Origin of the sequence: Leisingera sp. (genome assembly GCF_034669605.1) — a bacterium.
GTDB lineage: Bacteria > Pseudomonadota > Alphaproteobacteria > Rhodobacterales > Rhodobacteraceae > Leisingera.
The window spans coordinates 15,816-27,590 of record NZ_JAXMOX010000034.1; the positions used below are offsets into that span (position 1 = coordinate 15,816).

12 protein-coding genes and 1 tRNA gene are annotated in these 11,775 nt (G+C 60.7%); 6 read left to right on the plus strand and 7 right to left on the minus strand.

The features are described 5' to 3' along the window. Positions 1–44: 44 nt before the first annotated feature. From VOI29_RS06350 to VOI29_RS06360, 3 genes are all read right to left on the minus strand, one after another. Positions 45–1,061, minus strand: a complete 1,017-nt coding sequence (locus VOI29_RS06350) for a Fe(3+) ABC transporter substrate-binding protein (RefSeq protein WP_323776880.1) — start codon at positions 1,059–1,061, stop codon at positions 45–47. A gap of 324 nt (positions 1,062–1,385) precedes the next feature. After that, a complete protein-coding gene (gene ykgO, locus VOI29_RS06355) occupies positions 1,386–1,511 on the minus strand; it encodes a type B 50S ribosomal protein L36 (RefSeq protein ID WP_005648635.1) in 126 nt (41 codons plus the stop codon). A 78-nt stretch (positions 1,512–1,589) separates the two neighbouring features. Next, a tRNA-Val gene (locus VOI29_RS06360) sits at positions 1,590–1,664 on the minus strand. Between the two features lie 163 nt (positions 1,665–1,827). Between VOI29_RS06360 and VOI29_RS06365 the strand changes: the two genes are divergently transcribed. Then, the gene (locus tag VOI29_RS06365) at positions 1,828–2,688 is read left to right on the plus strand and encodes an N-formylglutamate amidohydrolase (RefSeq protein ID WP_323776894.1); all 861 of its coding nucleotides are present in this window, start codon (positions 1,828–1,830) and stop codon (positions 2,686–2,688) included. Positions 2,689–2,706: 18 nt separating this feature from the next. Here the strand turns inward: VOI29_RS06365 and VOI29_RS06370 are convergent, their stop codons facing one another. Then, a complete protein-coding gene (locus VOI29_RS06370; protein WP_323776896.1) occupies positions 2,707–3,960 on the minus strand; it encodes a DNA polymerase IV in 1,254 nt (417 codons plus the stop codon). Positions 3,961–4,052: 92 nt separating this feature from the next. Here VOI29_RS06370 and VOI29_RS06375 point away from each other — a divergent pair, with 92 nt between their 5' ends. Next, positions 4,053–4,193 carry a hypothetical protein gene (locus VOI29_RS06375; protein WP_323776898.1) on the plus strand — a complete coding sequence of 47 codons (141 nt, stop codon included), beginning with the start codon at positions 4,053–4,055 and terminating at the stop codon, positions 4,191–4,193. A gap of 493 nt (positions 4,194–4,686) precedes the next feature. Here the strand turns inward: VOI29_RS06375 and pyrF are convergent, their stop codons facing one another. After that, positions 4,687–5,403 (minus strand): orotidine-5'-phosphate decarboxylase, encoded by a 717-nt coding sequence (gene pyrF, locus VOI29_RS06380; protein ID WP_323776900.1) that lies wholly within the window; start codon positions 5,401–5,403, stop codon positions 4,687–4,689. 346 nt (positions 5,404–5,749) lie between these two features. Here pyrF and clpB point away from each other — a divergent pair, with 346 nt between their 5' ends. Both clpB and VOI29_RS24580 read left to right on the plus strand, forming a co-directional pair. Next, entirely contained in the window at positions 5,750–8,368 is a 2,619-nt protein-coding gene (gene clpB, locus VOI29_RS06385; RefSeq protein WP_323776902.1) for an ATP-dependent chaperone ClpB, read from the plus strand. Between the two features lie 216 nt (positions 8,369–8,584). Next, positions 8,585–8,806, plus strand: a complete 222-nt coding sequence (locus VOI29_RS24580) for a helix-turn-helix domain-containing protein (RefSeq protein ID WP_416361487.1) — start codon at positions 8,585–8,587, stop codon at positions 8,804–8,806. Between the two features lie 81 nt (positions 8,807–8,887). Here VOI29_RS24580 and VOI29_RS06390 read toward each other — a convergent pair whose 3' ends face one another. Both VOI29_RS06390 and VOI29_RS06395 read right to left on the minus strand, forming a co-directional pair. Then, positions 8,888–9,448 carry a hypothetical protein gene (locus VOI29_RS06390; RefSeq protein WP_416361488.1) on the minus strand — a complete coding sequence of 187 codons (561 nt, stop codon included), beginning with the start codon at positions 9,446–9,448 and terminating at the stop codon, positions 8,888–8,890. A gap of 88 nt (positions 9,449–9,536) precedes the next feature. Beyond that, on the minus strand, positions 9,537–9,974 hold the full coding sequence (locus VOI29_RS06395; RefSeq protein WP_323776906.1) for a DUF302 domain-containing protein: 438 nt from the start codon (positions 9,972–9,974) through the stop codon (positions 9,537–9,539). Between the two features lie 283 nt (positions 9,975–10,257). Between VOI29_RS06395 and msrP the strand changes: the two genes are divergently transcribed. Continuing rightward, on the plus strand, positions 10,258–11,163 hold the full coding sequence (msrP, locus tag VOI29_RS06400; RefSeq protein ID WP_323776909.1) for a protein-methionine-sulfoxide reductase catalytic subunit MsrP: 906 nt from the start codon (positions 10,258–10,260) through the stop codon (positions 11,161–11,163). 13 nt (positions 11,164–11,176) lie between these two features. Next, the coding region (gene msrQ, locus VOI29_RS06405; protein ID WP_323776911.1) for a protein-methionine-sulfoxide reductase heme-binding subunit MsrQ at positions 11,177–11,775 on the plus strand (599 nt) is incomplete at its 3' end.

Below are 11,775 nucleotides of genomic sequence, written 5' to 3' on the forward strand. Positions count from 1 at the left end.
GCGCGAGCTATGCCGCGCTTTTCCGTGTGTGCTTCCGGCAGGACCTACTTCCAGCCGACGTCGTTGAAGATCTTCTGAGCTTCGGGGAGGTTCTTGGCAACTTCCGAGAGGTTCACGTCATCCGGCTTGAAGTGGCCAAGCGCCGCAATCGACGGGGCGAGGCCAATACCTGGAACTGCCGGGTATTCGTCGTTGCCGGCCGAGAAATACGCTTGGGCGGAATCACTGGCGAGATACTCCAGAAAGGCGATGGCGTTTTGCTTGTTCGGCGCATGCACGGCCACGCCGCCTCCGGACAGGTTCATGTGCGCGCCCTCAGTGTTCTGCGAGGGGAACAGCCAGCCGATCTGATCGCGGTTCTCCGAGATGCCCTTGACGTTTTTGCGGATTGAGCGGGCGAAGTAATAGGTGTTGGCCACTGCGATATCGCATTCGCCCGAGACGATGCCACGCATCTGGTCAGTATCGCCGCCCTGCGGATCGCGGGCCATATTGGCAACTACGCCTTTGGCCCAGTGTTTGGCTTGTTCGGCACCGTGATGTGTCACGATCGAGGCCAGAAGGGTCTGGTTGTAGGTGTTCTTGGAAGAGCGGATGCAGATCATGCCTTTGTAGGAGGGGTCAGCCAGATCCAGATAGGTCAGCGGCGGGTTTGCCACTTCGGCCTTGTCATAGAAGATGATCCGCGAGCGCTGGCTGAAACCGAACCATTGATTGTCCTCATCCTGCAGATAGGCTGGCACGCGGGCTTCCAGTGCATCGCTGTCGATGCTTTGCAGCACGCCTGCGTTCTTGGCGCGGGTCAGGCGCGAAGTGTCGACTGTGATTAGAATGTCGGCGGGTGAGTTCTCGCCTTCGGCCTTCATCCGCGCGATCAGCTCATCCGCGTTGCCTTCGATTCGGTTGATGGTGATGCCGGTGGCCTCTTCGAAATCTGAATAAAGCTGTTCGTCAGTGTCATAATGGCGCGACGAATAGATGTTCAGCTCGCCTTCGGCTGCAGCGGAGGAGGCGATGGCAGCGGCTAGGGCGCCGGCCAATACGGTTGAGGCTTTCAGCATAGGGTGTCCCGTTCTTCTGTGGCTATTATTCCGACTGAAAGAGTCAATTAAAGAAATCGGCCGAAAATGCAATGAATTTCCGACTGAAACACTCGGAAAGTTTGCTCCGCGGCTGGGGTGTGTCAGGGAGATAAGAAGAGAAAGACAGCGGCGGGCCTCCCGCCAGTCGGAGTGTCACACCTGAAGGGGAGAAGAATCGCCTGGCCTCGGCAGGGGAACTGCGTTTTCTGGGCATTCACCTATGAGCGCCCAGAAAACGCAGGCGCTGAATGCAAAAAAACCGCATCGGGTGATGCGGTTTTCTTCATGTCGCTTTGTCGGATCTTAACCCTGGCGCGCTTTGAACTTGCGCTGGGTCTTGTTGATCACGTAAACGCGGCCTTTACGGCGCACAACCCGGCAATCGCGGTGCCGGTTCTTCAGCGAACGGAGCGAGTTCTTGACCTTCATGGTCTCTCTCCTTGTCTGCGGCGCGAACCAGCGCCTGGGTTAGCGGATGCCGTGGCCGGAGCCAGGGCAATGAATGGATGGTGGGCGATACAAGGATCGAACTTGTGACCCCTTCGATGTCAACGAAGTGCTCTACCGCTGAGCTAATCGCCCACTCTGGCCTGCGCGCCGTTCCTGCCCCTTGGAAGTGAAAGGGGCGCGGGGTGCCGCGCCGGTGAGGGGGTCTATAAATAGAGTCGCCGGCAGGCGCAAGAGCTTTTGACCGCAGAAATTTCCGCTCTATGCTGTTTCTTGCAGAAGAAGCACCGGAGCAAGGATGCCAGATACAGCGTTTTCCGTGATTTCACCGCAGAAACTGGCGTCCGCCGTGGTTTTTGCCTCACCGCACAGCGGTACGGATTATTCCGATTCCTTTCTGGCACAGACGATCCTGGGGCGGCAGGAGATCCGCAGCTCGGAGGATGCCTTTGTCGACCGGCTATTTAAGGCTGCGCCGGAATTCGGCTCGCCGCTGCTGATGGCTGTCAAACCGCGTGCCTACCTGGACCTGAACCGGTCGCCGGACGAGCTGGATCCAGCGGTGATCGAAGGCGTGCAGCCGCGCGGTCAGAATCCTCGGGTGGCTTCGGGCCTTGGAGTGATTCCCCGGGTGGTGGCCAATGGCCGGGCTATTTACCGCGGCAAACTTCCGGTGACAGAGGCAGAACAGAGGATCAGATGCTGCTGGCACCCTTACCATCGGGCGCTGAAAGGACTTTTGGAGCAGGCGCATCAGTATTTCGGACAGGCGATTCTGGTCGATTGCCATTCGATGCCGCACGAGGCGATCGACACCATGGTTCCGTGCAGGGGCGGCAAGCCCGAGGTGGTGCTGGGCGACCGGTTCGGCGCAGCAGCCGACAACAGTGTTGTGGACCGGATCGAAGCGGCCTTCGCTGCGGCTGGACTGAACGTCGCCCGCAACACGCCGTTTGCCGGCGCTTATATTGCTCAGACCTATGGCCGCCCGTCGCGGCGCCAGCACGCGGTTCAGGTTGAAATCGACCGGGCGCTGTATATGGATGAAGCCAATATCCGACCTAACGGGAACTTTGAGCCGCTGCAGCAGTTGCTGCGCCAAGTGATTTCGGAGATCGCGGCGATCGGGCGAGACGCGCTGCCGCTGGCAGCGGAGTAGACTGAAGGTGTCTGCGGTTCAGCGCAGCGCGCGGCCTTTCAGAATCGCGCTCTCTCCAAACCGCTTGCGTATGGCATCGGTGGCGCGTTCCGCATCAGCCCGCTTGCCAGCCTGTGGATCTAACAGGTCGCCAGTATCGTCCGCTAGCGACTCGGGCACCAGATCTGAGATGCCGCAGCCCAGCAGCCGGTAGGGGCCTTCATCGCCAACCTGGTCCAGCAAGTTTCGGGCGGTGCGGTAAATACGGTCGGCGATCTGGGTGGCGCTGTGCAGTGTCACCCGCCGTGTCAGCGCCGAATGATTGGTGCGTTTAAGTTTGAGTGTGACAACCCGGCCGGCAAGCTCGCGCGCTTTGGCGCGGTCGGAAACCTGTTCCGCAAGCCGCCACAAGTGACCATCCAGGGTTTCTGTGCTGGCGGTGTCTTCATAGAAAGTAGTTTCCTTGGATATTGATTTAACGGGCGCATTGGCGGAAACCCGGCGCCGGTCCTGGCCACGGGCCAGATGCCAGAGCCGGTCGCCCATCGAGCCGAAACGGGTGTGCAGAGCCTCGCGGTCCCAACGCAAAAGGTCCGAGAAAGTGCGGATGCCGGCTTTTTCAAGGCTGACCTGGGCGGCTGGGCCAATGCCCCAGATCAGCCGAACCGGTTTTTCGCGCAGGAAATCACCAGTCTCCGCCTTGCCGATCACGGAGAACCCGCGCGGCTTGTCGAGATCGGAGGCAACTTTGGCCAGAAACTTGTTGTGGGAAAGGCCGATGGAGCCGGTGACGCCCAATTCGCCCTTCATCCGCCTGACCAGCCGCGCCAGCATCACAGCAGGTGGCGCACCATGCAGTTTCTCGGTGCCGCTAAGGTCCATGAAAGCTTCATCCAGCGACAGCGGCTCCACCTCGGGGGTCAGCTCATTCATTAATTTGCGAATTTCGCGGCTGACCTCTACGTAGACATCCATGCGCGGCTTCACCACCACCGCATCGGGGCAAAGCTTGAGCGCCTGGAACATCGGCATCGCGGAGCGCACCCCGCGTATGCGGGCGACATAGCAGGCGGTGGAGACCACGCCGCGCTTGCCGCCGCCGATGATCACCGGTTTAGCGGCCAGTTCTGGATTGTCGCGTTTCTCGACGCTGGCATAAAAGGCGTCGCAATCCATATGGGCAATGGTGAGGGAAAACAGCTCTGCATGCATCTTGATCCGCGGGCTGCCGCAAATCGGGCAGCGCCGGGCAGGGGCGATCTGGTTCAGGCAGTCTCGGCAAAAGGCATGCATGGCGGTGTCGAACGGCTGACTTAATGGAAGAGCAAGCTTAGCCTGCGGCGGAGGGTTTGTCTTTAGCGCGGCCTGCCGCCAAGTGACAGGTCATGCCATTCGCGAGCGACGATTTTTCTGGTGCGAAACTGACCCTGTTTCTGGGCCGGGATTTGCTGGTCATCCTGCGCGATGACGCGCCGGATATTCTTTATCCCGGGCATTGGGACTTGCTAGGTGGCGGACGCGGGTGAGGTTCGGAGATGAGGGGCGGGGATGGGTGCTGATGCCGCCGGAGGTCTTACGCGCGCATTCATTGGCGGGCCCGCATTTTGCCAGCAGGATTCGGGACTACCTTGCGGTGCAGTATGTTTTCAAAGCTTGAAAGAAAGATCCCCCGCTGATCAGCGGGGGAGGTGACGGGTCTCAGGAAGAAAAGCCCGTCTGGGGAGTGTCTCGGGCACCAGAATCGCTCAGCCAGCTGTAAATCGCAAAGTCCGCGGCAGCAGGCAGAGCCCGCGGAGCTTCGAGGTGTGCTTTTGAAGGCACAGGGCAATTTGGCGCAGCTTATGTCGCCGTTGAAGGATTTCTCATTGAATAGAAGCGATTGACGTGGCGTCACTATGCTTTTGAACCGTAGCCCGCACTGGCAGATTGTGCTCAGGGAAGAAGATTTTTTCCGCCTAATTTTTGTGCATGAAGGTTTCTGTACTGTTCACAGTGCAGGCAGGCTGTGGCTGATTGCTGTTATTCTCGCAGGCTGGCCAGCTCTGCAAGAATGGCTTCAGCTGCGGCGCGGGGGCTGTCCGCCTTCCAGATGGGGCGGCCGACTACGATGTGGTCGGCGCCATCGGCAATGGCGCTTGCAGGAGTGGCAACCCGCTTTTGATCACCGAGGTCGGCGCCGGCGGGCCGGACGCCGGGGGTGACGATCAGCTTGCCTTCCGCCTCGGGCAGGGCGCGGATCAGTGCAGCCTCTTGCGGGCTGGCAATCACGCCGTCTGCACCGGCGGCAAAGGCATTGCCAGCGCGTTCCAGCACCAGATCCTGCACCGCGCCCTCTTTGATCAGCGCAGCGTCCAAGTCCTGACGGTCCAGCGAGGTGAGGATGCTGACGGCAAGGATTTTGAGGTCCTTGCCTGCGGCTCCTTCCTTGGCAGCGCGCACTACATAGGGGTCGCCGTGCACGGTAAGGAAGTCGAGGTCGAACTGGGCCAGGCCGCGCACCGCACTTTCCACGGTGGCGCCGATGTCGAACAGTTTCATATCGAGGAAGATACGCTTGCCGTGCTCTTGCTTCAGCTCGTTGGCCAGCGCCAACCCGCCGCCGGTCAGCATTCCGAGGCCGATCTTGTAGAAGGAAACCGCATCGCCCAGCTGTTCAGCCAGTTTCAGCCCGTCCAGCGCGTTGGGAACATCCATAGCAACAATCAGGCGGTCGTCGGCGCGCGGGGCTTGAGTCATGGCGGGATCCTTTGTGGCGGGTTTGGTGTGAAACTGGCGTTTCATACGCAAGAGACCGCGGTTGGGCAAGGTGCCAGCGGCAAGGGGAGGCTCCCGCAACTGAAGCAGCCCCTGGCGGGACAGATTGCAGTTTTGGGCCGGGCGCCGTGCTGACGCGCGGCGCGGCTGCGTCTTGCGGCGGCCGGAGCGGGAAAGTTGACGCAGGTCAGGGATTTGCACATCTTTTCGGTGTTTAATGATCTTGAAGCGGCTGGATTGCTTCCCACATGACAGACTGAGGCCCAGTCAGGGGTGTGCCGCGGAGCGGGCACTGCCAATCATCGGGCGCTTGAAAAAGGAGAGCAAGATGGACTTGAACAAGTTCACGGAGCGTGCACGGGGATTCGTGCAGGCAGCGCAGACGATTGCAATGCGCGAGGGGCACCAGCGGCTGGTGCCGGAACATATTCTGAAAGCACTGATGGATGACGACCAGGGGCTGGCCAGCAACCTGATCACCCGCGCAGGCGGCGCACCTGAGCGTGTTCTCGAGGCGGTTGAGGTTGCTGTGGCCAAGCAGCCCAAGGTCAGCGGCGATGCGGCCCAGATCTATCTGGACGGGCAGACGGCCCGCGTGCTGGATGAGGCCGCCAAGATTGCTGAGAAGGCGGGCGACAGCTTTGTGCCGGTGGAAAGGCTCTTGATGGCGCTGTGCATGGTGAAATCCAAGGCCAAAGAAGCCTTGGAAGCCGGCGGTGTCTCGGCTCAGAAACTGAATGAAGCAATAAATGATATCCGCAAAGGGCGCACTGCAGACACAGCCACGGCTGAGGAGGGCTATGATGCGCTAAAGAAATACGCGCGCGACCTGACCGAGGCTGCACGCGAGGGTAAGATCGATCCGATCATCGGGCGGGATGAGGAAATCCGACGCTCGATGCAGGTGCTGTCGCGACGCACCAAGAACAACCCGGTTCTGATCGGCGAGCCGGGGGTGGGTAAAACCGCTATCGCCGAGGGCATGGCGCTGCGCATCATCAACGGCGATGTGCCGGAGAGCCTGCGCGACAAGAAGCTGCTGGCACTCGACATGGGGGCGCTGATTGCCGGTGCAAAATACCGCGGCGAATTCGAAGAGCGCTTGAAAGCAGTGCTGACCGAAGTGACCGAAGCAGCCGGCGAAATCATTCTCTTCATCGACGAGATGCACACGCTGGTCGGCGCCGGGAAATCCGACGGCGCGATGGATGCGGCCAACCTGATCAAACCGGCGCTGGCCCGCGGCGAGCTTCACTGCATCGGCGCCACAACGCTGGATGAATACCGCAAATACGTGGAAAAGGACGCCGCCCTGGCGCGCCGCTTCCAGCCGGTGATGATTACTGAACCGACAGAGGAGGACACCGTGTCGATCCTGCGCGGCATCAAAGAGAAATATGAGCTGCACCACGGTGTGCGCATCGCCGACGCGGCGCTGGTGGCCGCGGCAACTCTGTCGCACCGCTATATCACCGACCGTTTCCTGCCCGACAAGGCGATCGACCTGATGGACGAGGCCGCGGCGCGGCTGCGGATGCAGGTGGACAGCAAGCCGGAAGAGCTGGATGCACTGGACCGGCAGATCCTGCAGATGCAGATCGAGGAACAGGCTCTGAAGCTGGAAGATGACGCGGCCTCGAAGGACCGGCTGGCGACTCTACAGAAGGATCTGTCGGATCTGCAGGAGCAATCGGGTGAGATGACCGCCCAGTGGCAGGCCGAACGCGACAAGCTGGCCGGCGCCCGCGATCTGAAAGAGCAGTTGGACCGCGCCCGTGCTGAACTTGAGATTGCCAAGCGGGAGGGTAACCTGGCCAAGGCGGGGGAGCTGTCTTATGGCGTCATTCCGGGGCTTGAGAAACAGCTGGTGGATGCCGAAAACCGCGAACAGCAGGGGCTGATGGTCGAGGAAGCCGTGCGCCCCGAACAGATCGCGGCGGTTGTGGAGCGTTGGACGGGAATTCCGACATCCAAGATGCTGGAGGGCGAGCGTGAGAAGCTGCTGCGCATGGAAGATGATCTGCACCGCCGGGTGATCGGTCAGAACGCTGCAGTGACCGCGGTAGCCAATGCGGTGCGCCGGGCGCGTGCGGGCCTGAACGATGAGAACCGGCCGTTGGGGTCGTTTCTATTCCTGGGGCCAACCGGGGTTGGCAAGACAGAGCTGACCAAAGCAGTTGCCGGCTTTCTGTTCGACGATGAGCACGCAATGGCGCGTATCGACATGTCGGAGTTCATGGAGAAACATTCGGTTGCCCGTCTGATCGGCGCGCCGCCGGGCTATGTCGGTTATGACGAGGGCGGGGTTTTGACCGAGGCTGTGCGCCGCCGCCCTTACCAGGTGGTGCTGTTCGACGAAGTCGAGAAGGCGCACCCGGATGTATTCAACGTGCTGCTGCAGGTGCTGGATGACGGTGTGCTGACGGACGGCCAGGGCCGCACGGTGGATTTCAAGCAGACGCTGATCATCCTGACGTCGAACCTGGGCGCGCAGGCGCTCAGCCAATTGCCCGACGACGCAGATGCGTCAGAGGCCAAGCGGGACGTGATGGATGCGGTGCGCGCCCATTTCCGGCCCGAATTCCTGAACCGTCTGGATGAGACCATCATCTTTGACCGGCTGGCGCGGACCGATATGGACGGCATTGTCGAGATCCAGCTGGAACGGCTGCTGAAACGCCTTGCGGGGCGCAAGATCACGCTGGAGCTGGACGCAGCGGCCAAGACCTGGCTGGCGGACGAGGGGTATGACCCGGTGTTCGGCGCCCGGCCGCTGAAGCGGGTGATCCAGCGCGCGCTGCAGAACCCGCTGGCCGAAGCCCTGCTTGGCGGTGAGATCAAGGATGGCGATGCCGTCCCGGTCTCGGCTGGCAGCGACGGGCTGATCATCGGCGACCGGCTGGGGACGACGGGCGGGCCCAAGCCGGACGATGCCGTGGTGCATTGAGGATATGCTGCAAGGAAGGCCCGCCATAGATGGCGGGCCTTTGCCTTGAGCGGCGGCGTTTTTCAGTTCCGGTCTGCGGGCGCCTATGCCGGAGCGCTGCCCGTCCAGAATCAGGCAGCGGTCGTCACTCTCATGTGCCAGCTGGCTGAAGGACGACCGGTTCCGGCTTAGTTCCTGAAGGTTTGCGGCGGTGCTGGACTTGCGGAATTTCACTGATTGGAAACGCACCTCCGCCGGAGTTGCCGCTGCAGTAGACGGCCGGAGCACGCCAACCGAGCGTTCCGGCGTGCCTTTGGTGCGTTACCTGCGCAATGGCGCAAGCAACGCCGGCTGGATCAGGCAAAGGGTCTACTGGAAAGCACCGGCGACGCGATCACAAGCATCGGCCTGGCGGTGGGGTATGAAGGAACGCCCAATTTCATCAGCGCCTTCAGGTAGCAATTCGGACTGAGGCGCCCGGACAATTCCGGACGGCAGCTCAGGCTGCGGATATTTTGCAGCGCATAAGGCAGTTCACCCTTAGGCCGCTTCCTTGGCCATCCGGCGCTCGTATTTGCGGCGCAGGACTTTCAGACGGGGTTCCCAGTCATAGCGGGAGTCTTCGGTGGTCGGCGACCAGAACAGCTTGCCGCCATAGCGCCAGGGGTCGAGTACCAGACCGTCGTAAATGCCGCCGCCCTTGGCGGCGATAACCGCGGTGCTGTGATCGATGCGGAAATCGTTTTTAGGCTCGGCAATGGCACGCAGCAGTGAAAGCGTTCGGAAATTCTCCTGGCTGAGCCGCGCCTGCATGTCTTCGGCGTAATGCACGCAGAGGCCGCGCTCCTTGACCCCGGTGTTCACCATGGTGTTATGGAGGATCGGCGAAGTGGTCACTTCATATTGCTCGGCCAGCCGGGCGGAGTAGCTGTAGGCGATTTCTGCCGCGCGCCGGGCTTCATCCGGGTCCACTTGCGGGTCCAGGGTTTGCAGCGCACGCGAAAGCTCCTCGACATCGTGCTTGGTCGCGGTTGGGCGGGACGCGCAGCCAGCCAATGTGGCGGCGGCCAGCATCATCAAGGTAAAGAATAGGGGTTTCATCATGGTTTGCCCGTGCCGGAATTTCAGTTTCCGGCCAGCATAGTGAAATCACGCAAGCAGCGCAGCGGGGAATTTTCAAAGCTGCGGCTTATTCCTCGATGGCTTCCTGCACGATCGCGTCAAGAAGCGCGTGGATCACTTGCATTTCGCCTTCGGGGAAGGCGCGAAAGCCGATGGTGACGTCTTCTGCGCCAGGAGGCTGAGCGACGAAGATGTCATAAGGGCAGAAAGTGATGTTCATTGGATTGGCCTCCATCACCTGGCGCGACAGTTTGGCGGAACAGAAAGAGAAGACCTGCGCATGGTCAAACAGCACAATTTCCGAGCCGACATCGGCGCGGGTGCGTTCCAGCATGTCGCCCACATGGCTGATGTGGTCGACCCGCAGCCCCCGGTTGGTAATAGCACTCTCAAGCCCGAATGTTACGTCATCAAAAGACAGGGGAGTGGTGTAGCTCACCATTTCCTGTGCGGCTGCAGCACTGGCATCTAGAACTAGGGCGGCTGCAAAAACATGTAATTTCATCTGGGGTCTCCCTAGGTGATTGCCGGTCCGCACCAGCTGTCCTGTAGGGCCGCGTGTGGAACGCATTGCATTTTTCGCATGAGAATGGGGGCAACCGCCACCGCAAAATTCCCGTAGACTTGGTTCCGGCGCCGGTGCCGCTGAAACGCCCTTATTTGGGTCACACAGGATGCAGATGGCTGCGCTACGTTACAGTTCTCTCGCGCAGTCGTTACAGGATATGTTTTGGGTTTTGCGCACGGGACCGTTACCTGAAAGGGAAGAGGATACTCAGGAGACGCAGATGGCGCACCGCTGGATCAACGATTTGACCCCTGCAGATGCAACACTGGAGGCCGCGTTCTGGAAACGCCGCCAGATCATGGCGGGGCTGATGGGGAGCGGCCTGGCCGCGACGCTGGGCGGACATGCGTGGGCGGAAGAGGGGCTGGAGCCGAACAGCTGGGAGGAAGTGACCAGCTACTGTAATTTCTATGAGTTTGGCACTGGCAAGAGTGATCCGCCTGCCTATGCGGACAGGATGACGACCAAACCTTGGAGCGTCAAGATCGACGGTTTGGTGGACAAGCCGGGCGATTATTCCTTTGAGCAGATCATGGGGGAGATGACGCTGGAAGAGCGCATCTATCGCTTCCGCTGTGTCGAGGCCTGGTCGATGGTGGTGCCCTGGCAGGGGTTTGAGTTGGCGGATCTTCTGAGCATGGCCGGCGTGCAGGAGGGGACGAAATACGTTGCCTTCGAAACCCTCTACCGGCCGTCCGAGATGCCCGGCACCGCCTACAAGGTGCTGGATTGGCCCTACCGCGAAGGCTTGCGCCTGGATGAGGCAATGCATCCGCTGACGATAATGGCGACGGGTATCTTCGGCAAACCGCTGCCCAATCAGAACGGGGCGCCACTGCGGCTGGTGGTGCCATGGAAATACGGCTTCAAGTCGATAAAGTCGGTGGTTCGGATTACCCTGACCGATCGGGAGCCGCCCACCAGCTGGAATATGGCCAACCGCCGGGAATACGGTTTCTACAGTAATGTGAACCCCGATGTCTCGCATCCCCGCTGGAGCCAGGCCAGCGAGCGCCGTATCGGCGGCGGGCTGTTCGCCAAGCGCCGGCCGACCCTGATGTTCAATGGTTACGGGAAAGAGGTCGCTTCCCTGTATGACGGGATGGACCTTGCCCGGCACTTCTGATCGGAGCCGTCTGATGGACAGGGTGAACCATCTTCTCCGCCGCTTTCCAGTCTGGGCCGTTTATCTGTTCGGGGCATTGCCTGCGTTCTGGTTCTTTTACCTCGGCCTCACCGGCGGCCTGGCGGTGGAGCCGATCAAGGCGCTGGAGCATGAATATGGCGAGCTGGCGCTGCAGCTGATGGTTCTCACTCTGGCCATTACCCCGTTGCGCCGGTTGGCGGGGCTGAACCTGATGAAGTTCCGCCGGGCGGTCGGCCTGCTGTGTTTCTTCTATGTGCTCTGCCATCTGCTGGTCTGGCTGGTTCTGGACGTGCAGATCCTTAGCCAGATCCTCGCTGATATTGCCAAGCGTCCTTACATCACTATCGGTATGGGGGGCTTTGTCCTGATGCTTCCGCTGGCTTTGACCTCCAACAATTTCTCTGTCCGGCGGCTGGGGCGTGCCTGGCCGCGGCTGCACAGGCTGACCTTTGCGGCAGGTCTTCTAGGAGCGCTGCACTACGTGATGCTCGTGAAGGGCTTCCAAATTGAACCGCTGCTTTACCTTGGTGCGGTTGTTGTCCTGCTGGTCCTTCGCCTGCCTGCCGCTCAATTTCGGAAGCGGCAGTCTGC